General features: G+C 64.0%; 29 protein-coding genes. 22 read left to right on the top strand and 7 right to left on the bottom strand.

Going from position 1 to position 24,260, the window contains the following annotated elements; translation table 11 throughout:
* Window positions 1-6: 6 nt before the first annotated feature.
* From HAP47_RS21225 to HAP47_RS21215, 3 genes are read left to right on the top strand one after another with little or no spacing between them, the layout of a single operon-like run.
* Complete coding sequence (locus tag HAP47_RS21225; RefSeq protein ID WP_173642923.1) at window positions 7-3,135, top strand: efflux RND transporter permease subunit; 3,129 nt, start codon at window positions 7-9, stop codon at window positions 3,133-3,135.
* Window positions 3,132-6,236, top strand: a complete 3,105-nt coding sequence (locus HAP47_RS21220) for an efflux RND transporter permease subunit (RefSeq protein WP_173642924.1) — start codon at window positions 3,132-3,134, stop codon at window positions 6,234-6,236. Before HAP47_RS21225 ends, HAP47_RS21220 begins: the two co-directional genes overlap by 4 nt.
* A gap of 37 nt (window positions 6,237-6,273) precedes the next feature.
* Window positions 6,274-6,999: a tRNA-uridine aminocarboxypropyltransferase gene (locus tag HAP47_RS21215; protein WP_173642925.1), complete on the top strand. Its 726-nt coding sequence runs from the start codon at window positions 6,274-6,276 to the stop codon at window positions 6,997-6,999.
* A gap of 199 nt (window positions 7,000-7,198) precedes the next feature.
* Here HAP47_RS21215 and HAP47_RS21210 read toward each other — a convergent pair whose 3' ends face one another.
* The 7 genes from HAP47_RS21210 to HAP47_RS21180 all read right to left on the bottom strand — a co-directional run bounded on the left by HAP47_RS21210 (window position 7,199) and on the right by HAP47_RS21180 (window position 11,436).
* On the bottom strand, window positions 7,199-7,864 hold the full coding sequence (locus tag HAP47_RS21210; RefSeq protein WP_173642926.1) for a hypothetical protein: 666 nt from the start codon (window positions 7,862-7,864) through the stop codon (window positions 7,199-7,201).
* A complete protein-coding gene (locus HAP47_RS21205; protein WP_173642927.1) occupies window positions 7,861-8,625 on the bottom strand; it encodes a DUF4145 domain-containing protein in 765 nt (254 codons plus the stop codon). Before HAP47_RS21205 ends, HAP47_RS21210 begins: the two co-directional genes overlap by 4 nt.
* A 51-nt stretch (window positions 8,626-8,676) precedes the next feature.
* Entirely contained in the window at window positions 8,677-9,972 is a 1,296-nt protein-coding gene (locus HAP47_RS21200; RefSeq protein WP_173642928.1) for a hypothetical protein, read from the bottom strand.
* 2 nt (window positions 9,973-9,974) lie between these two features.
* Window positions 9,975-10,172: a hypothetical protein gene (locus HAP47_RS21195; RefSeq protein ID WP_173642929.1), complete on the bottom strand. Its 198-nt coding sequence runs from the start codon at window positions 10,170-10,172 to the stop codon at window positions 9,975-9,977.
* 56 nt (window positions 10,173-10,228) lie between these two features.
* The gene (locus HAP47_RS21190; protein WP_173643175.1) at window positions 10,229-10,423 is read right to left on the bottom strand and encodes a hypothetical protein; all 195 of its coding nucleotides are present in this window, start codon (window positions 10,421-10,423) and stop codon (window positions 10,229-10,231) included.
* A 16-nt stretch (window positions 10,424-10,439) separates the two neighbouring features.
* On the bottom strand, window positions 10,440-10,724 hold the full coding sequence (locus tag HAP47_RS21185) for a hypothetical protein (RefSeq protein ID WP_173642930.1): 285 nt from the start codon (window positions 10,722-10,724) through the stop codon (window positions 10,440-10,442).
* 136 nt (window positions 10,725-10,860) lie between these two features.
* The gene (locus HAP47_RS21180) at window positions 10,861-11,436 is read right to left on the bottom strand and encodes a LexA family protein (protein ID WP_176396295.1); all 576 of its coding nucleotides are present in this window, start codon (window positions 11,434-11,436) and stop codon (window positions 10,861-10,863) included.
* A 137-nt stretch (window positions 11,437-11,573) separates the two neighbouring features.
* On the opposite strand from HAP47_RS21180, the gene HAP47_RS21175 reads away from it, so the two are divergent.
* From HAP47_RS21175 to HAP47_RS21085, 19 genes are all read left to right on the top strand, one after another.
* Window positions 11,574-11,804: a hypothetical protein gene (locus HAP47_RS21175; RefSeq protein WP_173642932.1), complete on the top strand. Its 231-nt coding sequence runs from the start codon at window positions 11,574-11,576 to the stop codon at window positions 11,802-11,804.
* Window positions 11,801-11,956: a hypothetical protein gene (locus HAP47_RS21170; protein WP_173642933.1), complete on the top strand. Its 156-nt coding sequence runs from the start codon at window positions 11,801-11,803 to the stop codon at window positions 11,954-11,956. The genes HAP47_RS21175 and HAP47_RS21170 overlap by 4 nt, the downstream gene beginning before the upstream one ends.
* A complete protein-coding gene (locus HAP47_RS21165) occupies window positions 11,953-12,219 on the top strand; it encodes a DUF2312 domain-containing protein (RefSeq protein WP_173642934.1) in 267 nt (88 codons plus the stop codon). Before HAP47_RS21170 ends, HAP47_RS21165 begins: the two co-directional genes overlap by 4 nt.
* On the top strand, window positions 12,219-12,701 hold the full coding sequence (locus HAP47_RS21160) for an HNH endonuclease (protein WP_173642935.1): 483 nt from the start codon (window positions 12,219-12,221) through the stop codon (window positions 12,699-12,701). The genes HAP47_RS21165 and HAP47_RS21160 overlap by 1 nt, the downstream gene beginning before the upstream one ends.
* Window positions 12,698-13,138, top strand: a complete 441-nt coding sequence (locus HAP47_RS21155; protein WP_231168328.1) for an ABC transporter permease — start codon at window positions 12,698-12,700, stop codon at window positions 13,136-13,138. The genes HAP47_RS21160 and HAP47_RS21155 overlap by 4 nt, the downstream gene beginning before the upstream one ends.
* The gene (locus HAP47_RS21150) at window positions 13,135-14,940 is read left to right on the top strand and encodes a hypothetical protein (protein WP_173642936.1); all 1,806 of its coding nucleotides are present in this window, start codon (window positions 13,135-13,137) and stop codon (window positions 14,938-14,940) included. Before HAP47_RS21155 ends, HAP47_RS21150 begins: the two co-directional genes overlap by 4 nt.
* Window positions 14,937-15,323, top strand: a complete 387-nt coding sequence (locus HAP47_RS21145) for a hypothetical protein (RefSeq protein WP_173642937.1) — start codon at window positions 14,937-14,939, stop codon at window positions 15,321-15,323. The genes HAP47_RS21150 and HAP47_RS21145 overlap by 4 nt, the downstream gene beginning before the upstream one ends.
* 14 nt (window positions 15,324-15,337) lie before the next feature.
* A complete protein-coding gene (locus HAP47_RS21140) occupies window positions 15,338-15,853 on the top strand; it encodes a phosphohydrolase (protein WP_231168327.1) in 516 nt (171 codons plus the stop codon).
* On the top strand, window positions 15,850-16,032 hold the full coding sequence (locus HAP47_RS21135; protein ID WP_173642938.1) for a hypothetical protein: 183 nt from the start codon (window positions 15,850-15,852) through the stop codon (window positions 16,030-16,032). The genes HAP47_RS21140 and HAP47_RS21135 overlap by 4 nt, the downstream gene beginning before the upstream one ends.
* Window positions 16,032-16,247, top strand: coding sequence for a hypothetical protein (locus tag HAP47_RS21130; protein WP_173642939.1), 216 nt, complete (start codon window positions 16,032-16,034; stop codon window positions 16,245-16,247). The genes HAP47_RS21135 and HAP47_RS21130 overlap by 1 nt, the downstream gene beginning before the upstream one ends.
* A 40-nt stretch (window positions 16,248-16,287) precedes the next feature.
* Window positions 16,288-16,530 carry a hypothetical protein gene (locus tag HAP47_RS21125; RefSeq protein WP_173642940.1) on the top strand — a complete coding sequence of 81 codons (243 nt, stop codon included), beginning with the start codon at window positions 16,288-16,290 and terminating at the stop codon, window positions 16,528-16,530.
* Window positions 16,531-16,588: 58 nt separating this feature from the next.
* Window positions 16,589-17,842, top strand: coding sequence for a helix-turn-helix domain-containing protein (locus HAP47_RS21120; protein WP_173642941.1), 1,254 nt, complete (start codon window positions 16,589-16,591; stop codon window positions 17,840-17,842).
* A complete protein-coding gene (nusG, locus tag HAP47_RS21115) occupies window positions 17,839-18,504 on the top strand; it encodes a transcription termination/antitermination protein NusG (protein ID WP_173642942.1) in 666 nt (221 codons plus the stop codon). Before HAP47_RS21120 ends, nusG begins: the two co-directional genes overlap by 4 nt.
* Before the next feature lie 287 nt (window positions 18,505-18,791).
* The gene (locus tag HAP47_RS21110) at window positions 18,792-19,025 is read left to right on the top strand and encodes an HNH endonuclease (RefSeq protein ID WP_231168325.1); all 234 of its coding nucleotides are present in this window, start codon (window positions 18,792-18,794) and stop codon (window positions 19,023-19,025) included.
* A gap of 79 nt (window positions 19,026-19,104) precedes the next feature.
* Window positions 19,105-19,602 carry a hypothetical protein gene (locus HAP47_RS21105; RefSeq protein ID WP_173642944.1) on the top strand — a complete coding sequence of 166 codons (498 nt, stop codon included), beginning with the start codon at window positions 19,105-19,107 and terminating at the stop codon, window positions 19,600-19,602.
* The gene (locus HAP47_RS21100) at window positions 19,602-21,359 is read left to right on the top strand and encodes a terminase TerL endonuclease subunit (protein ID WP_173642945.1); all 1,758 of its coding nucleotides are present in this window, start codon (window positions 19,602-19,604) and stop codon (window positions 21,357-21,359) included. Before HAP47_RS21105 ends, HAP47_RS21100 begins: the two co-directional genes overlap by 1 nt.
* On the top strand, window positions 21,359-22,669 hold the full coding sequence (locus tag HAP47_RS21095) for a phage portal protein (RefSeq protein WP_173642946.1): 1,311 nt from the start codon (window positions 21,359-21,361) through the stop codon (window positions 22,667-22,669). Before HAP47_RS21100 ends, HAP47_RS21095 begins: the two co-directional genes overlap by 1 nt.
* Window positions 22,662-23,531 (top strand): S49 family peptidase, encoded by an 870-nt coding sequence (locus tag HAP47_RS21090; RefSeq protein ID WP_210285382.1) that lies wholly within the window; start codon window positions 22,662-22,664, stop codon window positions 23,529-23,531. Before HAP47_RS21095 ends, HAP47_RS21090 begins: the two co-directional genes overlap by 8 nt.
* Before the next feature lie 157 nt (window positions 23,532-23,688).
* Entirely contained in the window at window positions 23,689-24,069 is a 381-nt protein-coding gene (locus tag HAP47_RS21085) for an NUDIX hydrolase (protein ID WP_173642947.1), read from the top strand.
* Window positions 24,070-24,260 lie beyond the last annotated feature (191 nt).

Genomic DNA, 24,260 nt, shown 5'->3' with positions numbered 1-24,260 from the left:
GCAACCATGAGCGTCTCCGAACCGTTCATCCGCCGGCCGATCGCCACCTCGCTGCTCGGCATCGCCCTGATGATCGGCGGCGCGCTGGGCTATTGGGCGTTGCCGGTCTCGGCGCTGCCGCAGGTCGACTTCCCGACCGTACAGGTAACGACGCAACTGCCGGGCGCGAGCTCCGACGTGGTCGCATCGCTGATCACGGCGCCGCTGGAGCGGCAGCTCGGGCAGATTCCGTCGCTGTCGTCGATGAACTCGACCAGTTCGTTCGGCGTCAGCCAGATCTCGCTGCAGTTCGACCTCAACCGCGACATCGACGGCGCCACGCAGGACGTCCAGGCCGCGATCAATGCCGCCGCCGGCATTCTGCCGAAGACGCTGCCGTACCCGCCTGTCTACGCCAAGGTGAACCCGGCCGACGCGCCGGTCATGACCCTGGCGCTGACCTCGGACACGATCTCGCTGCGGGCGATGAGCGATCTTGCCGATACCATCCTCGGACAGCGCCTGAGCCAGATTTCCGGCGTCGGCCGGGTCTCGATCCTCGGCGGATTGAAGCCCGCGGTGCGCGTGCAGGCCGACCTGGCGCGGCTTGCGGCCTATGGCATCGCGATGGAGGATCTGCGCAACGCGATCGCCGGCGCCAACGTGTCGGGGCCGAAGGGCTCGCTCGACGGCGCCCAGCAGTCCTATACCATCGCCGCCAACGACCAGATCGCCTCCGCCGACGCCTACCGGCCGATCATCATCGCCTATCGCAACGGCTCGCCGGTCACGATCGGTGACGTTGCGCAGATCGTCGACGGGCTCGAGAACGATCGCACCGGCGGCTGGTACCAGGGCACGCCGGCCGTCATCATCGATATCCAGCGCCAGCCGGGCGCCAACGTCATCGACGTCGTCAAGCAGATCCGCGGCGAAATCCCGCGGCTGCAGCGGGCAGTCCCGGCCGGCGTCAAGCTGACCGTCGTCTCCGACCGTACCGTGACGATCCGCGCTTCGGTCCACGACGTGCAGTTCACGCTGATCCTGAGCGTCGTGCTGGTGACGCTGGTGGTGCTCCTGTTCCTGCGATCGCTGCGCGCGACCCTGATCGCCGGCGTCGCGCTGCCGCTGTCGCTGATCACGAGCTTCGGCGTCATGTATTTCGCGGGCTTCAGCCTCGACAATCTGTCGCTGATGGCGCTGACCATCGGAACCGGTTTCGTGGTCGACGACGCCATCGTGATGATCGAGAACATCGTCCGCCACATGGAAGGCGGCGAGACGGTGATGGAGGCCTCGCTGAAGGGCGCCAGCGAAATCGGCTTCACCGTGATCTCGCTGACGGTGTCGCTGATCGCGGTGTTCATCCCGCTGTTGTTCATGTCCGGCCTGGTCGGCCGCATGTTCCGCGAATTCGCGCTGACCTTGACGATCGCGGTCGTGACCTCGGCGATCGTATCCCTGACGCTGACGCCGATGATGTGCTCGCGGCTGCTCAAGAACATCCACGAGGAGATGGCGGTCCCGGGCCTTGCCGCGGTCAGCCGCTTCATCGATCGCATGGTGGAGTTCTACCATCGCACGTTGCTCTGGGTGCTGCAGCGCCAGCGCGCGACGCTGCTGGTGACGTTCGCGACCATCGCGCTGACGCTCATCATGTATGTGCTGGCGCCGAAGGGCTTCCTGCCGCTGCAGGACACGTCCTCGATCACGGCGGTGACCGAGGCCGGCCCCGACGTCTCGTTCGCCGAGATGCAGCGGCGCCAGAGCGCGGTCTCCGACCTCATCAAGGCTGACCCCGACGTGGTTGGGGTGGTCTCGGTGATCGGTGCCGGCTCGGTCAATCCGACCACCAATGTTGGCCGTCTGGTGATGACGCTGAAGCCGCTTGATCAGCGGCGTGACGGCGTCGTCAAGGTGATCGAGCGGCTGAAGCAGAAGATCGCAACGGTCCCCGGCATGACCGTCTACTTCCAGCCGGTGCAGGACGTGCAGATCTCGACCCAGTCGAGCCGCTCGCAATACCAGTACACGTTGACCGCGACCGATGCCGCCGAGGTCTCGCAATGGTCGCAGAAGCTCGTCGCCGAGATGCGGCGCGACCCGATCTTCCGCGATGTCTCCTCGGAAGCGCAGGATGGCGGCCTGCGCGCGGCGCTCGACGTCAACCGCCAGCGCGCCGGCCAGCTCGGCGTCAGTCTGCAGGGCGTCACCGACACGCTGAACGACGCCTTCGCGCAGCGGCAGATCTCGACGATCTACGGCCAGACCAACCAGTACCGCGTGGTGCTCGAGGCGTTGCCGATGTATCAGCGCGATCCCTCGATCCTCGACAAGCTCTATCTCCCCGGTGCGAACGGCGCGCAGGTGCCGCTGTCGGCCGTGGCGACGCTGGTCCGCACCACGGCGCCGCTTGCTATCTCGCACCAGGCGCAATTCCCGTCGGTCTCGCTCAGCTTCAACCTGGCGCCGGGCGAGGCGCTCGGCGATGCGGTCGAGGCGGTGAAGGCGATCGAGACCCGGATCGGGATGCCCGGCAGCATCGTCGGCATCTATTCCGGCGACGCCGCCGAATTCGCGCGCTCGCTGGCCGGACAGCCCTGGCTCATCCTGGCGGCGATCATCACGATCTATATCGTGCTCGGCGTGCTCTATGAGAGCTACATCCATCCGATCACGATCCTGTCGACGCTGCCCTCGGCCGGCGTCGGCGCCATCCTGGCGTTGATGCTGTGCGGGCAGGACCTCTCGGTGATCGGCCTGATCGGCATCATCCTGCTGATGGGCATCGTCAAGAAGAACGCGATCATGATGATCGACTTCGCGCTGGATGCCGAGCGGCATCAGGGCATGTCGTCATATGATGCGATCGTGCAGGCCTGCCTGTTGCGGTTCCGACCGATCATGATGACGACGCTGGCGGCGCTGTTCGGCGCGCTGCCGCTCGCGATCGAAAGCGGCACCGGCGCCGAGCTCCGCTTCCCGCTCGGCATCTCGATCATCGGCGGCCTGCTGCTGAGCCAGCTGCTGACGCTCTACACCACGCCGGTGATCTATCTCGCGCTCGACCGGCTCAACCGCCGGATCGAGCGGGCCGTGCCTGAGCCCGGTCCCAGCGGCCCGCCGATCGCGGGTGCCACAGAGGGCATGCAGTGATCTCGATCTCCGAGCCCTTCATCCGCCGGCCGGTGGGCACCACCTTGCTGGCGATCGGGCTGTTTCTGGTCGGGATCGTCGCTTACGAGTTTCTGCCGGTCTCGTCGGTCCCGAATGTCGACTTCCCGACCATCCGGGTGTCGGCGTCGCGACCTGGCGCCGATCCCTCGGTGATGGCCGCCACGGTCGCCGCGCCGCTGGAGCGCAAGCTCGGCACCATTTCGGGCGTCGACCAGATCACCTCAACGAGTTCGCTCGGTACCACCAGCATCCAGGTGCAGTTCTCGATCGGCCGCAACATCGACCGCGCCGCGCGCGACGTGCAGGCCGCAATCAACGCCTCGCTCGCCGATCTGCCGAGCGACCTGCCGTCGCTGCCGAAATTCCGCAAGGCCAATCCGGCCGCCGCGCCCGTGTTCGTGCTGGCGCTGACTTCGAAGACGATCTCGACCAGCGCGATGTACGACGTTGCCGACACTGTGCTGGCGCAGCGCATCTCGCAGGTGCAGGGTGTCGGCGAGGTGACGGTCAGCGGCGCCGACCAGCCGGCGGTGCGCATCGCGCTCAATCCGGTGTCGCTGGCGAATGCCGGGATCGCGACCGACGACGTCCGGCTTGCGATCATCAATGCCAATCCGCTGGGCCCCGTCGGCATCTTCAATGGCGACCGGCTGAGCGAGACGCTTTCGATCAACAAGCAGATGCGCACTGCGGCCGAGTTCCGCGACATCGTCGTCAAGAGCTCGAACGGCAATTTCGTCCGCCTCTCGGATGTTGCCGAGGTCGAGGATTCCGTCCGCAACTCGCACTCGATCGCCTGGTTCAACAAGCAGCCGGCGGTGCTGATCCAGATCACCAAGCAGGGCGACGCCAACGTCATCGAGACGGTCGACGGCGTTCGCAGGATGCTGCCGGAACTGAAGCAGTGGATCCCGGCCGGTGTCGATATTTCGACCCTGGTCGATCGTACCGGAACGATCCGCGCCAGCGTCGAGGACATGCAGTTCACGCTGCTCGCGACCGCCATGCTGGTCATGGTGGTGGTGTTCGTGTTCCTGCGCAGGATCGTGCCGACGATCGCCGCTGGCGTCTCGGTGCCGCTGGCGCTGGCCGGCACCTGCGCCGGGATGTGGCTTGCCGGCTTCTCGATCGACAATCTGTCGCTCATGGCGCTCGCGATCTCCGTCGGATTCGTAGTCGACGACGCCATCGTGATGATCGAAAATATGTACCGCAATCTCGAGCAGGGCATGGCGCCATATCCTGCCGCGGTCGAAGGCGCCAAGCAGATCGGCTTCACGGTGCTGTCGATCTCGCTGTCGCTGATCGCGGCCTTCACGCCGCTGATCTTCATGGACGGGATCGTCGGCCGGCTGCTGCGCGAGTTCTCGCTGACCCTGACGTTTGCCATCATCGTGTCGACCCTGGTGTCGGTGACGATAACGCCAATGATCTGCGCGCACTACATCAGGGAGGCGACCTCGGATCGTGCCACCTGGTACGATCGCGTCATTGAGGGCACGCTGTCGCGCGTCGTGGCGTTCTATGCGTCGACCCTGCGCATCGTGCTCGGCTATCCCTTCCTGACCTTGGTGGTGTTCTTCGCCACCGTCGCGCTGACGGTGGTGCTGTACGTCAAGACGCCGAAGGCCTATTTCCCGACCGACGACAGCGGCTTCGTGATCGGGGCGACCCGCGCTTCCGCCGACATCTCGTTCCAATCGATGCTCGGTCTGCAGCAGCGGCTCGCCGACATCGTGATGGCCGATCCTGCGGTCGCCGGCATCGGCTCGTCGGTCGGCTCCGGCGGCGGCCCGGGCGGCGCCACCTCCAATCGCGGCACCATGTTCATCAGCCTGAAGTCGCCGGAGGAGCGGGGAGGCCTGTCGACCGCGCAAGTGATCGACCGGCTGCGCCGCAACCTGTTCATGGTGCCGGGCATCCGCCTGTTCATGTTCGCCGCCCAGGACATCCGCACCGGCGGCCGGCAGAGCGATTCCGACTACCAGTACACGCTCGCCTCGACCGATCTCGATCTGTTGCAGAAATGGGCGCCGCTCGTCGCCAAGCGCATGGAGACGGTGGAGGGCATCACCGATGTCTCCGCCGACCGCGATCCCGGCGGCCTGCAGCTCAACCTCGTGATCGACCGCAAGATCGCCTCCAGCCTCGGCGTACGGGTGCAGGACATCGACAACGCGCTCAACAACGCGTTCTCGCAGCGGCAGATCTCGTACATCTACACCCAGCGCAACCAGTACGTGGTGGTGCTCGAGATCGATCCGAAATTCCAGAGCGACCCGTCGAATCTCGAGCGCATCTACGTCGCCGGCGCCAACGACGTGCAGGTGCCGCTGTCGGCGCTCGTGCACTACCAGCGCGGACTGTCGGCGCTCGCTGTCTATCACTCCGGCGGCTTCCCCTCGACCACGGTGTCGTTCAACCTGTTGCCGGACGTGCCGCTGGAGGTCGCGACCACGAACATCCAGCAGGCGGTCGACGAACTGCATATGCCCGAGGGCATTCGCGGCAGCTTCGACGGCAATGCCGGCGACTTCAACAAGACCAGCGGGCGGCAGCCGCTGCTGATCCTCGGCGCGCTGGTCGCGATGTATATCGTGCTCGGCGTGCTCTACGAGAGCCTGGCGCATCCGATCACGATCATCTCGACCTTGCCGTCGGCCGGGCTCGGCGCGTTGCTGGCGTTGCAGGTCACCAACACGCCGCTGACGGTGATCGCCTTTGTCGGCATCATCCTGCTGATCGGCATCGTCAAGAAGAACGGCATCATGATGGTCGACTTCGCGCTCGAGGCCGAGCGGCATCAGGGCCTGTCGTCACGGGATGCGATCTTCGAGGCCTGCCGGGCCCGCTTCCGCCCGATCCTGATGACGACCATGGCCGCGCTGTTCGCGGGCATTCCGCTGGTCATTGCAACCGGCCCGGGCACCGAGCTGCGGCGGCCGCTCGGCATCACCATCATCGGCGGCCTGTTCGTGTCGCAGATCCTGACGCTCTACACCACGCCGGTGATCTATCTGCTGATCGACCGGTTGCGCGGGCGCCCGGCGCCGTCAGGCGTGCACGCGCCAGCGGAATAGGTTGGATTGAACGGCTCTGCACGCGTATAGCGAAGCGATGTCCGAACCGACCGAAGCAAAGACCGAACTTGCCACCGAGATCCCGGAGTGTCCGCATTGCGGCAAGCCGGTGCCGCTGTGCATCTGCGACAGTGTCACGCCGATCAAAAGCCGGATTCAGCTCCTGATCCTGCAGCACCCGCAGGAGCAGGACAGGGCGCTCGGCACCGCGCGGCTCACCGCACGGCACTTTGAGAATGCGGTGGTGCGGATCGGACTGTCCTGGCCGAGCCTCTCCAAGGCACTCGGCCGGCCGGTGGCCGATCCGTCGCGCTGGGCGGTGCTCTATCTCGGCTCGGCCAAGGTCGAGGATCTCGATACCGACGCCGAGATCGTTGCGATCAACCGCAAGGGTGAGCTGGAGCCGCACCAGCACGCCATCCTCTCCGACATCGAGGGCATCGTGCTGCTCGACGGCACCTGGAGCCAGGCCAAGGCGCTGTGGTGGCGCAACGCTTGGATGCTGAAGTGCCAGCGGGTGATTCTCGGGCCGAAACGGCCCTCGCTGTACGGCAAGCTGCGCCGGGAACCGCGGCGCGACGGCCTCTCCACCATCGAGGCGGCCGCAATCCTGCTGGCCGGGCTGGAAAAACGGCCGGATATCGCTGCAACGTTGACTGACAGTTTCGAGCGAATGCTGGCGAGATTCCGCGAAGTGCAGGCCGAAATGCCGGAATTGGCGCCAAAACCGAAGAAGCGGGACTTCCGGAAGCGCCGACGTTAGCTGTGCGGCTTGGTTGCCTATCGCTGAGAGGGCGTATATGAAGTGCGCCGCAAGGGGCCACGTGGCGGAGTGGTTACGCAACGGTCTGCAAAGCAGATGGGTTGACTAGCAATTTCAAAGCTGAGTTCTGAAAAGAGCCGGTTTTTGCCCCATTGATCCTACTGAATTATTTTTCAGATTCAGAACTGCAGGTCAGGATTTAATGACGAGGCGTTCGGCTCCAGTCAAGCTTCTGCATTTCGTCGGCCTTCAGGAAGCTTATCCGGTCCGTAGTGGGATCGAATAGCAAAATTCCACGCTCGCCTGTCATCAGCACGATCGCTTCGACTGTGCCGGATTTCAAAGCCACAGTTGTGATGGTCGCGACGGTCTTCCCTTCTCGGATGACGACCAACGAGGATTCGTATGCAAGCGCAAATGTAAATAGAACCGCAGAGCCAAAAGCGGCGACGGGCAGGGCACGCTGCGGCAGAAAGGGCCACAAGAACTGAGCCAGCGCCACAACGACGAACGCTTCCATTAGAACGATGGTTACCTTGAACCACGGCATAAAGAAAACGCCGGCAATGATGAGAATGAGCGAGGTGATCGCAAATACAGCAAATACAGGCTTCTTGCGCTTCGCCTTTGTCGCTGCTCGATGCAAGAAGTACGTCACCAGCGGCGCCGTCGCGCAAAGATAGAGCGCGATTGGCAGAGACGACAATGCAGAGAGCAGATGGTCGCTGATGCTAAAAAGCCGGAAGCCGCCGAAAGGCAACAGCCGTCCGACCTCCCAAGTGATTGCGATCGTGCTTGCCATGAAAGGCACAATCAGCATCAAATCTTTGAGCTGGATCGTCTCGGCCCGAGTTTCGTAAGTCATTTCACGACCTCAGTTTCCGCGGTATCGGCGGGCGCTTTCTCCTCGATTGCAGCCGGCAACTCATATGCGACGTGCAGGAAAATCTTGAGGAACTCGACTAGCTGGCTGGCCTCTTCCTGTTCTCCCTTCAGTTCATGCGTGGCGTCATTCCCGTCTCGACGGAGCTTGTTCGCCCAATTCTTCAGCCCTACGGTGATCACGTTGTTTTGGGCAAGCTCGTTGATCCGGTCGAAGAGGTTATTGCTTGTGCCGCCGAGATGTTTTGTGGCTACGTCCAGGACCGACCGACAGCCGGCGATGATCAACCCCGGATGCATGTTTGCAGCGAGCATCTTCTGAAGATCAACGAAGGGCCTCTGAATTTCCGGAGGCCATGTTGCGTGCGCGATCGGCTGCCGGCTCTCGGGATACGTTCGCGGCACCAGGAGACTGTCACCAGCCAAAATGCGAGCACCCTGTGCGACATGCGGGTTGTTCCTTGCCGCGATCTCAGCCTGCTGAGCTTGCTGCAGCAGATGCCGGGTAGTTCGGAAAACGATCAGGAGAGGCTCTCCACAATGGGGGCACCGTGACATGCCGCACCCCTCAATCCCGTCAAGCGCCCCTTGTGGCATCTGGGTATTTTTTGGCACGGTCCGCCATTTCGCTGGGTCATTCGGGTCCGGCTCGCGCTTAACGAGTTCTCCCACCTGTGAAACGGCAAAATCTACATAATTTCCGCATTTTGGATCAGGGCAATAATGCTTAATCTGAAATAGCATTCGACGGTCTCCACAATGTCCGCGAGACCATAAGCCGCTTAGAGGTGCCCGTCACGATCGTTCGCGCTTCGCAAGCGGCTCGCTTGACGAAGAAGTCGCCGGCACCTCACCGATAGCCGCCCGATGCGCATACCGCTTCCGTGTCGCCGCCAGCGCCCGCTTCTCGGTCCGCTTCGCATACCCCTCATAGGCTTTCGACTTGTGTCCTGACAGGGCGCGGCCCTGGCCGTCGGTCAGCTCGGCTTCCTCGAGCTCGGTCATCCCGCCATGCCGGCAGGCATCGAGCGTGAAGGTGTCGGGCAGACCGAGCTGCTCGCGCAGCTTGCGGACGTGGCGGGCCATGGTATGGATATCCCATGGGGTCGCGACGTGCTTCTCGGTGCGGCCGGGCTTCATGATCAGGCCGGTGCCGAGCTTGGGCAGCTTGGCCAGCACCTGCTCGGCCTCCTCGTAGAACAGCACCTGGTCGCCCTCGACGACCTCCTCAAGCGGGTGCAGCACCATCTCGCCGGTCTTGTGGTGCTCGATGCGGATCTGGTTGGGGTGGTCCTTGCCCCGGTAGCCGGTCCACGTGACATAGCCCGCCAGCACGTTCTCGGGCCGCTGCAGCCATTCGAAGCAGATCACGGCGGCCGCGGCCGGCTGCACCTGGCCGAGGCCTATGGCGCCCCAGGCGAAGGCGTACACGTCCTCCCGCGAGACCGCAGGCTTGGTGGCGTGCTTCCGCTTCTCCATGGCGACGCCGTCCCATGGGTTCCACGCCGGGCCGTCGATGAACATTGCCGGATGCAGCCGCTGCACGGCGCGCCAGGCGTGCCGGCACAGCACCACGACCTTTTCGGCCGAGCGAGGCCGCTCCGACTTGCCCTTGCGGACCGGCGTGGTGCGGATCTTCTCGTAGAGCTTGTCGGCGACCACGGGCGTGATCGAGGTGACCATGCGGTCGCCGACCCGGATCCCGGACTGTCCGACGAGATCGGCGAGCAGGTCCATGGTGATTTCGTAGTCCGGCGCGGTGCGCTTCGAGACCCGGTTCTTCCAGTCGGTCGAGGTCTTGTAGGTCCTGAACAGCCAGTCGACCGTGCCGGCGCGGATCTCGACCTTTGGCTTCGGCGGCTCGCCGAGCCGCATCCGATCCCAGTCATCGAACAACCCGTTCAGGACAGCCGCGCGGCCGCCGGCGCCGTCCTTGCCGCAGGCGGTCTCGTAATCGTCGCCGAGCGCCGTCTCGTGCTCTTTGTGCAGGGTGCAGCCCTGGCGGCGGTAATGGGTCGGCAGCGTCCAGTAGTAGCGGGTGCGGCCCTTGACCTGCTTGGTCAGCACGAAACGCGGCAGCGGCCGGGACACGGTCAGAAATCCGCCTCGACGTCCGCCGCGGTTTCGCGGCCTGATGAATGGGGGTGCGCCCGGGCGATCGCCCGGTCCAGCTCCGCCGTCAGCCATATCTGGCGTCGTCCCTTCTTGATCGCAGGAGGCGGATAAGTTCCCGCCTTCACTTCGCGCAAGAAAGCCTCAATTGAGACTTCACCGCAATAGCCGGCAGCCATCGCTGCCGGTTGCCGCGGTGGATATACGCCGGGCAAGAGAGTCGCAGGGCGATGGCTCATCGGCGGACCCGCTTGATCAGTTGTAGTCGGTCCCCGATAATTTCCGCGCGGCCGCTGGCGGTCAGACGGTCGGCCATCTCGCTCGTGATCCTCCTCGCGCCGAACCGCCAGCCGCCGTGCGGATGCCGCTCGAAAGGGCCGTATTCGAGCAGCGCAAGCGCAATGTAGTGATTGCGTTGAAGGCGCTTCATCAGGGAGAGGCCGCTCTTAAAGGCTCGGCCCGGCAAGCTGATGCGCCAGCGCGCGCGCATCAGCCGCATGTGCTTTGATCTGCGAGCGGGTGAAGCCGAGACGCTCCAGATCGTCTTCAGTAATGCCGCCCTCGCGGTAGGAAGCAGCGCGCATATCATCGGCCATCCGCTTGACCGTCTCGCTCGGAGACAGCGGCGCGCGCGGCTTTACCAGGGCGGTATCAATGTATTCAGGGACTTTTGCTCGAGCTGCAGCCGGGCGGCTGATGGCGGGAAGGCGATTGCAGGAAGGACGTCGCATAGGGGTTCCCCGTTCGTTTCACGGGAAACAAAATCTCACCAAATTGGTGTCGCGTCAATTGATCAATCACCAAAACGGTGATGACGTCTGAAATGGTGTTATGATCTTCTTTGTCGCCGCATACGTCGGTGATCAATTACCCCAAATCGTTGATGACGCGGCCAACGCGGCCGATGATGAGCGTCTCGCTCGACATCTGAATAGTCTCATGATCGGGATTCGTAGAGAACGGCTGTAGCCGCGGCGGATTGCCGTGACGGTATCTCTTGAAGGTGGCGTCACCCTCCGGCGTACCGAAAACGTAGAATTTGTCGGTGAGCAGGCGATGGTCGGACAAATTGACGCAGATGTACGATCCATCGGGGGCGACTCGATCCATCGAGTCGCCTTGCACTTCAAGGACGATCCAATCGCCCTTCGGCAAATCCGCGAGATAAACGTACTTACGCACGTCCGACTTTCGAACACCCTCCTGGCTTGCGAGGCGTCCAGCGCTGACCCACGATAGAAGTGGTGCTCGGAACGTCTTCAGGCCGGGGAATACCAGCCGCTCGGGTGACGTGCGCAGGGCCGGAGCCAATCGCTCGGCCCAGAGTGCCGTCATCTCCCGCTCGCCGTGAATCAGCCGATTGATCTGCTGGGGGCTCGTACCGGCGGCCTTAGCAAGCTCTGCCTGCGTTACATCCGGCCGCTTTGTAAGGGCGTCAGCCAATCCGTTTGGGTATTTCTCCTTCATGGCCGGCAATGGGCACCAAATTGGTGTTACTTCATAGCACCAATTTGGTGAGTTGCGCTTGCGAATCATCACCATATTGGTGACGTAGTGACGTCATGCGCTTTGACCCATGGATGATCGCCAACAGAGAGAGCAACGCCGGCTTCGGAAAGCGGGCTGGCTGGAGCGGCGAAACTGTACGCCGCTACCGAGCCGGCGAGCGCGAGCCCGACAAGAAGGCGATGGCAACGATCTTCGAGCTGACGGGTGGCGATGTGACGCCGAACGACTGGGTTGGCGTCGGTCCTCGCACCGAAACCGCTGGGCCAACCGGGCGCCTGGCTGACAGGGGGATCGAGCCGTGACCGGCGATATCGATGTAGAGGACCTGCGTTTCCTAGTGTTCATGGCCTGCATCCTGCTGGTTGGGGTGTTCGCTGCGGTCGGCGCCGCGATGCAGCCTTTCCTCGAGCGTCGCCGCGACGCCGGCGCCGGCTTCCGTTGGATGCGCCGATGACCAAGAAACCCGCCGCAGAAACCCGCGCGACGACGATCGCCAAAGACCAGCTGAAATCGATCATCGAGCGCGTCGAGCGTCTGATCGAGGAAAAAAAGACGATCGCCGACGACATCAGCGACGTCTACGCCGAGGCCAAGGGCAACGGCTTCGACGTCAAGGCGCTGCGCGCGATCATCAAGATGCGCCAACAGGACCCGATCGAGCGCGAGGCGCATGAGACGATCCTCGATACCTACATGCAGGCGCTGGGGATGCTGTAATGCACGGCTCTTTCGCCAGCGTCCGGCCAAGCGAATCCATCTCGATCGAGCGGCTGCTCGACTCCGGGCTGACGCCCTGGCGGCGGATCATCCTCTCGGCGCGCGATAACATCTGGTCGCTGGTCGACGCCTGCGATTACGACTGGCTGTCGAGAAATACCTGGAATGTGTCTTGGGGGTCGCGCACGCCCTGGCAGCTCTACGCAAAGCGCAACGTCGGGCCGGATCGGGCGACCTTGCGTCAACATCGCGAGATCAAGATCGTCCGCGATCCGCGCTCCGAGCGGTTCATGCGGACGCATCACGTCGACCACGGCAACGGGCAAACGCTCGATAACCGCGACGACAATCTCTCCTGGTGCACCCACAAGCAGAACATGAAGAACCGCCGGCCGCGCGCGGCGATCCCTTCGCTCGAGCAGATCGTCCTCGAGCTGATGCGCGTTCACGACATCCCGTTTCCGCAGGAGGTTCCGTTTTGACCGACGTTCCCGCATCCGATGGCATGGGGCTGACCGCCCGTATGGTCGACGCGTTGAAAGCGATCACTGAATTTGTCGGTCGCCATGGTTCGATGCCGACGCGCCGCGCGCTGGCCGACGTGATGGGCTGTAATCCGAACAACGCCAACCGCCTGATGGATAGCCTGGTCGAGCGGGGCGAACTGTCGGCCGTGACGCGGCGCGGCTGGGTCGCGGTCGCGGGTTTCGGCCGCGACGGCGTCCTGATCTCGGTCCGGCCGCATATCGCGGCGCGGCTCGCGGCCTACTGCGCGGCGAATGGCGAGAAGGTGACGGCCGTCGCAGATGACGCGATCCAGCTGCATCTCGACCAGCTCGAGGGCGACGTCGCTACTGTCGTGCCGTGCGGCGACGGCGTCGCCATTGTCGTCGACGACGAGGAGGGCGCCGCGTCGTGACCGAGCTCGTTCGATATGAGGCGGCGCGCAAGGCGCTGGCCGAGGCCGTCGCAGTCGACGAGGTCCAGGAGATCCGCAGCCAGGCCGAGGCAATGCGACACTATGCGCGCCAGGCGAAGGATCGCGACCTCGAGATCCAGGCGGCGCAACTGCGTTTCCGTGCCGAGCGGCGCCTCGGCGAGATGATTGTCGCGCAAAAGGAAACGGTCGGACTCAATACCGGATCGCGCGGCCAGCTGCGCGGACGGAACGTTTCTGGCAGTTCGGTTTCGGAACAGCCAGAAGATGACCGGCCGACCCTTGCCGAGGCGGGGATCGACCGCAAACTGTCGTCCAAGGCTCAGCGCCTGGCTGCGATGCCGGCGGCCGAATTCGAGGCGGCGCTCGACCGTCACCAGGAAGAGATGCGCGCCGGCGTTGCCCGTGTCGCCATGGACCTGGCAAAGGTCGGCGCCGAGGAAAAGGGTAGGGAGCATCGCCGCAACGTAGCGCAGGCGCTCTCCGACGCCTCGGCCCTGCAGCCGACCGGCCGCAAGTATCCGATCATTTACGCCGATCCGCCGTGGCATCGAAACCAGGGCGTCACCAGCCGGTCATACGAGAACCATTATCCGACGATGCCGTGGTCGGAGATCTGCGATTTGCCGGTGAAGGACATGGTCCTGCCGGACGCTTGGCTGTTTCTCTGGATTCCGCGCGCGCATCTGCTCGCGTGGCATGAGGCCGAGATCGAGGCGACGGATCTTCGGACCGGCGAGGTCATCAAGGTCCGTGCGCAGATGCCGCTCGCCTCGGCGGTGGCGCTGTCATGGGGCTTTGACTCCTACTCGACCGCGTTCGTCTGGACAAAAAACGACGAGGAGCACCCGACCGAGGCCGGCGGCGCCGTGCTGGTCCGCGACCAGGACGAGCTGTTGCTGCTGTTCAAGCGCGGGAAGGGCCTGCCGAAACCGGGGAGCGGCGAAAAGTTCGGCTCCAACCATCGCGAGCGCTCGAGGCCGCTCGGCCATTCGCGCAAGCCAGAGCATTACCGGCGCATGATTGATGTGATGGGCGGCGGCGTGCCGGTGCTCGAGCTGTTCGCCCGCGTCGACGCGCAGAATCCATTACCGACCGGCTGGGATGCGTGGGGCAACCAGGCGACGGCGACAGAGATCAATTCCCAAGCGATCGCGGGCGAGAGCTCGGCGCCTGACGGGGCGCCGGCGGGTATAGAACCGCCGCGCGATCGGACTGCCGATGGTCGGTCATCGGACGAGGCCGCAACGGGTAGCCATAGCGCTGCGGCCTCACAGTTAGCGGACGCCGGAGCTCAGGCCGGCGATCGTTCAGCCCTTTCGGCCGACGTTGCCTCGTCGCCGATCGGGAAAGTCGTTTCGAGCGTCGCCGTTGCCGGCCGCGCCGATACAGCCGAGCCGCCGGCGAACCGACCTGGGCGCGACATTCTCGACGACGGGCTCGATATCCCGGAATTTCTGCGTCGGACGCCGAAACCGGCGCCGGATCTCGTCGTCGCGCAAACCGAAATGGATCTCGCGCGTATCGACCGCGTGCCGGCCGAGGCCGTCGACGATCGTCTGCAAACGCGGTTGCCGCTGACCGAGGACGAGCTCGATATGCAGGCCGCGTTGTTCGCGATCGACGCCGGCGAGCGGATCGACGGCGACATGGTCCGGCATCTGGTCGGCGCAGGGTTCGCGCATTGCACGTCGACCAGGGTCATGGTGACCGATGCCGGCCGCGATTTCCTCGCGCAACTGGTAGCAGCGCCGGCGCAGCTCAATATCGAGGCGCGCGCGTGACCGACAAAGTCGCTCTGTTCCGGCAGATCGCCGCGATCGAGGCCGAGATCAAGGATCGTAGCGCCGGCGCGCGCTCGAGGCTCGATCGGTCGGCGTCGCAGCGCCAGTGCGACGGCCTCGAGGCCGGCGCGAAAACACTGCGCTGGCTATCGCAGAACGCGGCTCGCATCGCTGCGGCGTCGCCGCTTCCGGCCTGCACAATTTCGATGACCAGGCAGCTCACTGCCGTCGAGACCGAGCTCAAGGATCGTCGCAGCGGCGCGCGGGCCAAGCTGAGCTCGTCCGCTGCGATCTACCAACGCGACGGGCTCGGAGCCGCTGCAAACACGCTGCGCTGGCTGCAGCAGCACGAGGCAAGCATCAAGGGGGCATTGCGGCAATGAGACAAGGTGATTGGTTGCAAACCTACAGCGGGCGCAGATTCTGGCCGCTCGACCCGAGGCCGGAGGATGTTGCTATCGAGGACATCGCGCACGCGCTCGCGATGGTCTGTCGCTTTGGCGGGCATTGCCTTCGCTTCTACAGCGTTGCCGAGCATTCGATTTACGTTTCGCAGCACTGCGGCGAGGCCGATGCGCTGGCAGGTCTGCTGCATGACGGCAGCGAGGCCTACCTGCTCGACATGGTGCGACCGGTAAAACGGTTCATGCCGGATTACCGCGCGGCCGAGGAGCGGCTGCAGCGCGTTGTCTATGAAGCGTTTGGCCTCGATCCTGTTACGCCGGCCGCAGTCAAACGCACGGACATGGCGCTGCTTTTGACCGAGCGGGCGCAGGTCATGCGGCCGACCGACGAGATCTGGTCGGTCGACGTTGACGGGCCGCTCGACATACCGCTCGATTGCCATCCGCCCTATACGGCCAAGACGCTGTTTCTCGATCGCTTCCATCAGCTGATGCAGGCACGGCGATGACGCAGCTCGACATCGCCGCGATCGCGGTCGGCGCGTTTGCGCTGTTCATGTTCGGCTATTCGCTCGCTTGGTTGCAGCGCGACGGGATCGCCCGGCGAGTGATTGCGCGCCAGCGGCGTTTCGATGCCGGCGGCTCTGTCTGCGAGGATCTCGAGGCCCGCGTCCGGAGGGCCGCTTGATGGGCTCGACACGGCACAAGTGGGGCGAGAAGGTCCGATTTCCGCTCAAGACCGAACAGCAATGCATCCGCTGCGACATGGTCAAGGTCGGCCGGCGCGAGGGCGGTCCTGCGGGCTATTGGGACGAGTTCTGGCGCGACGAGGAACGCATCCACTGCACGGCGACGCCGCCCTGCGATGCGCGGCGTGAGGCGGTTGCAGTTGCGGCGGCCTAACGCGATCGTGTGCTGCCTGGCTGGCGAAGGGCCGGAGGCGATGACTCTGGCCGAGGTCATCTGCCAGCTGGTCGTCAAGGGCGCGGAGCTCGGCGAGCTCGAGGAATACGAGATCCCGGATCGGGACGCGATCGCCGCCGGCGCAGTCAATCCGCCGCGGCTCAAACGCCGCGGTTTCCGTCGCGAGTGGCTCGAGCGGCTCGGCGTCGCGATCGAGCGCGACGCGATCTCACGGCTATCGGCGCATGACATCGTTTTCCGTCTGCTGCAGCCGCGACCGTGAATTTTCAGTGTTCTGTTGCGTCAGCGTTTTCCCGAATTCTCTTGGTTAGGAAGTTAAGATGACCGCGAAAAGGCGGGCGCGACGCATTGCCTCGGACGAGGCGACGGCATGGGCGCGCAATCTCGAGCTGGGCAATCCTTACGCAAAGAGCGTGCTGCGCGCGCTCGGCGAGTATGTCGACGGCGACGGCCTCTGCTGGGTCGGCATTCCGTCGCTGGCGGGCGATTGCGATCTATCGCAGGACACGGTTCGGCGGCGGCTGGCCTGGCTCGAGGAGATCGGCGCGATCGGCCGGACGCCGCAATGGCTCGATGAGAACGGTCGCCGCAATGGGGATGGTCGTGGCAAGCGCACCACGGATCTGATCCGGCTGCTGGTCGACGCGGATATCGACGCGATCGAGGCGCGGGCCGCCGGGCGCAACGTCGACGAAAATCAAGTAAATTCAAGGTCGATTAGCCCTAGCTGGCAGCAAGGGCTAAATTCCGGCGCCGACGACGCTAGCACTCGGCCAGCCCTCGGCCAGCCCTCGCAGTGCAGCCAGGGCCTAGACTCTTTTGAACCTGAACCTGAAGATCCCCCTAAGTCCCCCTCCGGGGGATTTCCGGATGATCGCGAGACGATCGAGGAAAGCGAACCTGTCGAGTTTGCAGCGGCATTCGAGGCCTATGTCGGCCATGAGGTCATGCGGCGCGACCTGGCGCTCGAGGAGTTCCGCCTCCTGACGCAGGAGGATCGCGTCTGGTGCGGGCATGCTGTGCAGCTCTACATGGCGAAACTGCGCGAGCTCAAGCAGCGCCGGCCGATGAATTTTCATCTTTGGGTGCGGACGCGCGGGTTTCGGGAATTCCCGGCGCCCGGCGCTGTGCCGGCCAAGGCAGCGCCTCCGCAACGGCGGTTCGTGCAAGGCGACGAGCTCAAGGGCTTGGCAGTGGCGATGCAGATCGCCGAGCGGCGCGAGCTGCGCATCATCCGCGATCAGGACCTCGGCGAGGGCGTCTGGACGCAGCTCGGGCCGCAGGCTGACCTGTCGGCGATGGCCGCGTTTGCCGGCGCCGACCGCGAGGCCTGGCAGGTCGTCGACCTCGGGACGCCGCAGTTTGCCGCCTGGCGCGATCGGCTGGCGCTCTGGACCGGCGCCGAGCCGCAGGCCGAGCGGATCTTCCTCGAGCCGTTTGATCCGAACGTTCACGGCATCTCGTCGTCGAATCCGAATTTCCGTTTGAGGAAGTCAAAGCAGGGCTTTCGCGTGCCGGCGCCGTGGCCGCCGCGGCGCGATGGGACGTGGCAAGTCGCAGGGGAGAGCGAATGAACATGCAATACCGCAAGGGGCAGATCGTCGGATATGTCGAGGCCAGCGATCGGCTGGCGGTGCCGGCGGTGCCCGACAGCTGGCACGTTCTGCAGGTCATGCCTGGTCGTGACGCGAAGGTCATCAAGGCTTTCGCCGAGCGCTGCATCAGCGGATGGTCGCCGACCGTTGTTCATTTCGTCCAGCGCGGCAACGGGCAGCAGGCGCGCCGTCCGCATCTTGGGCGCCGGATCGAAAAGGCGTTTCTACCGGGCCTGATCTTTTTGCCTGATTTCGAGCTGGGTCGGCTCGGCGAGATTCGCAGCATTCCCGACGTCGACAATCTCCTCAACTTCGGAGAGCTGCGGTCCTGGCTCAACGCAACCGAAATGCAGCTGCTGCGCGATATCGTCAAGATCGAGAACCTGCTGCCGTCGCGGCGGCGCTGGGCACTTGCGCAGCTGTTCCTGAAATACGGGTTCATTAGCGTTGCGCAGGCCGAGGACGAAACCAAACTGCGGGTTGGTCGGCAGATACGTGTCGCCGATGGCGTGTTCTCCGGCTTGCGTGGACTGATCGAGCGAATTGACTCAAATGGGCGACTCAGTGCCTACGTCGGTGACGGAAAGCACGGCGTCAAGGTAAGCGGTTTGACCGAGGCGCAGATCGAGCTGATCGACTAATTCGCGGTGCGGTGCATTCGCGGCAGCTCGGCTAAAGGTGCGGAGCCTGATTCCAGGCGGACGCGCGCAGCGCGCCTCAACTCTGACCAGATCAAAACGCCGATCGCAGTTGCTGCGGTCGGCGTTTTCACTTGCATAGGTTGTGCGGTAACGCCTCGCGCTATCGCTGCCCTGCTTGGGCGTTTCCTCCCTAGACTAGAGGCCGATCATCGCAAGGTGGTCGGCCTTTCCTTTTGGTGATGCCGCAGCCACCTTGGAAAGCCTGGTACAAGTTAGCCCGCTGGCGAATGCTGCGGCTGCGCATCTTCGTGCGCGATCTCTACACATGCCAGCGCAAGGGCTGCGGCAGGGCCGAGCCGAACACGTCGCTGCTGGTCTGCGATCACGTCATCCCGCATCGTGGCGATGAACGCCTGTTCTGGGATGAGACCAACCTGCAGACGCTCTGCAAGGCTTGTCACGATCGAGACAAGCAGCGCGAGGAGCAGGCGAGCCTGCACTCGCGCGGCGTTTGGGACTGAAGGGGTAGGGGGTGGGCAATTCCTTCGCGGATGCCTCTCCACAGACCGGCCCATCTCACACTGACGGGTTTTTTTCATCATGGCCGAAGTTTTCGACCTGTTCGGCGATCCTGTGCCGGCCAACTGGGGCGGCCGTGGTCGGCCGGAGCATGTCGCCAATCAGCAAAACCGGAATCGCGTCAGCCTGTTAGTCGCGCTCGGTTGGAGCAACGCGCGGATTGCGTCGGCGCTTTTCATCACGCAACCGACGCTGCGGAAGCATTATTTTTCAGAGCTCAAGTTTCGGGACGTTGCACGCGACCGGCTGGTCGCGCAGGTCGGCGTCAAACTGATGGACGGCGTCAACGCCGGAAACGTCTCGGCGATCCGGGAATTCCAGAAGTATCTCGAGCGCAACGACCTGATGATGTACGGCCAGACGCAGCAGCCGGCGAAAGCATCGGCGGCTGAAAAGCCGGCGCCGGCCGAGAAGATCGGCAAGAAAGCCGCCGCGCTCGCCGCCGCGCATCAACCTGACGCCGGCACGCCGCTCGGCGAGCTCATGATGCGACGCCAGCAGGCAGGGACTTCGCACTGATGCTGACCTCGATCGAGGCCGCCGCGCCGACTGATGCCCCGTGGGATCTGTCGCGCGTCGATTGGGCCGATCGCATCCGCGACGGCCGCTCGCTGCTGCCGGATATGCCGCTGTTCGCCGGCGAGGCGGACATGGCGCAGGCGTTCTATGACGAGATCCAGCTGCCTGACGTGCCAGGCAAACCAAAGATGCGGACCGCATCTGGAGCGTGGTTCCGCGAGCTGGTGCGCGCGGCGTTCGGCAGCTGGGACGCAGCCAACCAGGTCCGATATATCCGCGACATTCTCGCGCTTGTGCCGAAAGGATCGTCAAAAACGACCAATTCGGCGGCGCTGCTGATCGTCGCGATGCTGATGAACTATCGGCCTCGAGGTAAAGCGCTTTTTGTCGGTCCGACGCAGGCGATCTCGACGCGCGCCTATGACCAGGCGGTCGGCATGATCGAGGAGTCGCCGGATCTCAAACGGCGCTTTCGCACTCACGATCATGAGATGATGATCGAGGACCTTGTCACCAAGGCCGAGGCGCAGGTCAAGACTTTCGACGTCAACATCCTGACCGGCGCGATGGGTCTGTTCTTCGTGCTGCTCGACGAGATCCATCTGCTCGGATTCAACGCCAAGGGCGCAAAGGTGCTGCGCCAGATCCGCGGCGGTCTCGACAAGACGCCGGAAGGCCTGCTGGTCATGACGACGACGCAGAGCGACGACATTCCGGCCGGGATTTTCAAATCGGAGTTGAAATTTGCGCGCAACGTCCGCGACGGCAATTATCGCGGCAAGGTCATTCGGCCGATGCTCCCGCTGCTGTACGAATTTCCGCCAGACATCGCGACGCTGACGCGCGATGAGCGGAAAAAGGGCGTCGAGCCGCGATGGATGGACCCGGTCAACTGGCCGATGGTGATGCCGAACCTCGGCCGCTCCGGTCCAGCCCTCGCGGAGTTGATCGCCGATTGGGAGGGTGAGCGCGACAAGGGCGAGGAAGCGATCCGGATTTGGGCCTCGCAACATCTCAATATCGAGATCGGCCAGGGCATCAATAACGAAGGTTGGGGCGGCGCGGATCTCTGGGATGCGCAGGTCATACAAGGCCTCGACCTCGACGCGATCCTGACGCGCTGCGAGGTCGTCACGATCGGGATCGACTCCGGCGGCCGTGACGACCTGCTCGGCTTGGCGGTGATCGGCCGCGAGCGCGGTACGCGCCACTGGCTGTCTTGGTCCTATGCATGGGCTGATCCGATCGTCCTGGAACGGCGGAAGGACATCGCAAACCAGCTGCAGGATTTCGTCGAGGAAGGATCGATGACGATCGTCGACATGGCGGACGCCATCGCGGATCTTGCCGCCCTGGTCGCCCGCATCGTCTCGAGCGGACTGCTGCCGCAGAAAAACGGCGTCGGCATCGATCCGAACCAGGCGGCGGCGATTATCGAGGCGTTGACGGCCGTCGGCGTAACCGACGACATGCTGCGGCGCCTGCTGCAGGGTCCGGCACTCGCGCCAGCGGTCTATGGCCTCGATTTCAAGCTCGCCGACGCGACGTTCTGGCACGCCGGGCAAGGCCTCATGTCGTGGGTTGTCGGCAACGCCAAGACAGAGCGTCGAGGTAACGCAGACATGGTGACCAAGCAGGTCGCCGGCTCGGCCAAGATCGACCCGTTTATCGCGTTGCTCGAGGCCGCGATCCTGATGAGCTGGAATCCAACGGCCGGTTTGCTGGTGACCGGCGCTGATATCCTGACGGTGATCTGATGGGAGTTTTGAGGAGCGGGCTGGGCTCGGCGTTCCGCGCGGTCGCCAATGCGTTCGATCCTGGCGCGCCGCGCGATATGAAAGATCCGCAGTATTGGGCGGATTTTGGCGGTCGCTTGTCGCTCGCCGGCGTCGACGTCACGGACAGCAATGTCAGCCAGCTCGGCGCCGTCCAGGCCGTGCGTCACGGCCTTTCGTCGGCCATGAAGTCGCTGCCGGCCTCGGTCTACCGGCGCGGCGCAAACGGCGCGCGCGAGGGGCTGCCGGATCATCCTGTCACCAGGTTGTTTGCGGCCAACCCGAACGCTCGCCAGACGCCGGCGGAGCTCGTCGGCGAGCTCGCCTGGAACGTGTCGTACTACCGGAATTCCTATTGCGCGATCCTGCCGCCGGGCGATCCTCGCGCATCGGAATATTACGCTGTCGGCGGCCTCGAATGGCTGCATCCGCGGCGCCTGGCGATGGTCGAGCGCGGCATCGACGGGCGCTTGTACTACACGTTCAATCCGCCGGCGACGATCGTCCAGGGCGCGCAGCTCAAACAGACGACCTATCGCGACGATGAGCTCTGGCATATCCGGTCGAATCCGTTGCGCGAGGACGGATTGCTCGGCGAGCCAATTTTCCATAGCGCGCGCCACGTTTTTGCGCGCGCAATCGCGGTGCACGACTACGGGGATCTTTGGTTCAAGAACAACGGCCAGTCCGGCGGCACGCTCGAGCATCCCGGCGTGTTCAAGGACAAGGAAGATCGAAACGAGTTTCTCGAGAACTGGCGGGCCGCCGGGACCGGGATGAACCGACACAAGGATCGGCTTTTGACGCATGGCGTCAAATATAACCCGATCAAGGTGACGAATTCCGAGGCGCAGCTGCTCGAGACCGAGGACGCCGCCGACACTGCGGTATTTGGCCTTTGGAGCTATCCGTTGCATCGTGCGTCGCGGCTCAAGCGCGCGACAAACAACAACGTCGAGCAGCAGTCGCTTGATTTCGTTGTGGGGTGCGTGGCGCCGCTCGCGATCGAGATCGAGCAGGGAGTCGAGCGAGATCTGCTGCTCGATAATGAAAACGGCGATCTGTTTTTCGAGTTCAACTTTTTCGGCCTGCTGCGCGGCGACCTGCTGAATCGTTATCGAGCCTATCTGATCGGCCGCCAGGGCGAATGGCTGTCGGCAAACGACATCCTCCGGTTTGAGAACATGTCGCCGCGGACAGATCCCGGCGGCAACGACTACAAAAACCCGCTGACAAAGGACTCCGCCGGCGGCGGCTCGAGCTCTCCAAACGAGGACGGCAACAATGATTAAGATCGAAACCGCGACGCCGGATCTGCGCCAGGTCCTGACGCAGATCTCGTCAATCGACGCCCTGGTCGCGCTCGAGGTGTCGGCGCTCGCCGATTGCCTGGCGCGCGCCGAGCAGCGCCAGGCGCTCGTCGCAGCCGCGGCGGCGCAGGCCCCGAGCTCGGCGAGCAAGATCGCGCTGGTCTCGGTCGCCGGCGGACTGACGCCGCGCGGCAGCTGGTTCGGCTCGAGCCTGTCCGGCATTGCCGCGCAGGTCACGCGCGCGGCCGATGACCAGGACGTCGCCGGCATCGTCCTCGACGTCGACAGTCCCGGCGGAACGGTCTCTGCGACCGTCGAGGCCGCGAATGCGGTCGCTTACGCAGCGGCAAAGAAACCCGTCGTCGCGGTCGCGAATACGCTCGCGGCTTCGGCCGCCTATTGGATCGCTTCGCAGGCCGGCGAGCTGGTGATGACGCCGTCCGCCGACGTCGGCTCGATTGGCGCGATGATTATGCACCAGGATATTTCCGGCTGGCTCGACCAGATCGGCATCAAGATGACGATTGTCCGCTCGGAACAGTCGCCGCTGAAAAACGAGGCGCATCCGTTCGCGCCATTGTCGGACGAGGCCAAAGCCTATCTGCAGGGCCGCGCGAACGAGGCGGGCGCTGATTTCATCAAGGCGGTCGCGAGCGGCCGGCGCGTGACGCAGACCAAGGTCCGCGAAGAGTTCGGTCAGGGCCGTATGGTCGGCGCGCGCGAGGCGGTTGCGCGTGGCATGGCTGACCGGATCGCAACGCTCGACCAGATCATCAGCGGCATGCTGCAGCAGCGCTCGCCGCGGTCGAACTCGCGCCGGCGATCGGCGCTGGTATTCGATTAGCTGGGTAGCTTCTCGCATAGCTGTTCTGGTCGCCATGATCGGACTTGGGGCACTCGTCGTTTACGAGTTGTACCCCATTTGCTTTAAGCCTGCGGAAACTGAGACTTAACCGATATTCTGGTATGATTGCTCACCGATTCTTATCGGCGAAACGGAAATGGCGAAGTCCTCAAAACTCGTAGCCGTGAAACGCGGTAAGGTTCTCTTGGTGCGCCGCAGGAGTGACCGGCTTTGGATGTTTCCTGGCGGTCGCAAGCGGTCACGCGAGACTGAGAAGGACTGCCTGCGAAGGGAGATCAAAGAGGAGCTCCCCAACCTCAAGCTCGGGCGCGTCCGGCTCTGGAAGGAAGTAAAATCGAAGAACCGCCGCTCAGGCAGAAAGATGAGCGACGCGATCTTTGTCACCAGAAAAGCATCAGGTCGCCTGACCATTGGCGACAAGAACGAGATCGACAGAGCCATCTGGCGTAAGCCGCGCGGCATTCGACTTACGCCCACGTCCCGGTATGTCAGGGACCAGCTTTTTCCGAAAAAGTAAGGCCGCCTCAGTTGGCGGAGACCTCATCTTCGGTTCATGTCGCCTGTTGGCCCAAGGCCGACGATTTGACCTAAAGTTCGCGACGTCAGCTCATTGATGAAGAGCGGACACGCGTGTCCGGTCAGCTCGCCCTAAGGCGGCCGCTCACCCATTGCCGGCCAACTATCCGGCCGCCTCCCGTTTCATTTCCC

The sequence above is a fragment of the Bradyrhizobium sp. 41S5 genome, assembly GCF_011516665.3.
GTDB lineage: Bacteria > Pseudomonadota > Alphaproteobacteria > Rhizobiales > Xanthobacteraceae > Bradyrhizobium > Bradyrhizobium quebecense.
The sequence above is the reverse complement of the archived record's forward strand: the minus strand, read 5'-3'. Positions and strand labels throughout refer to the sequence as shown.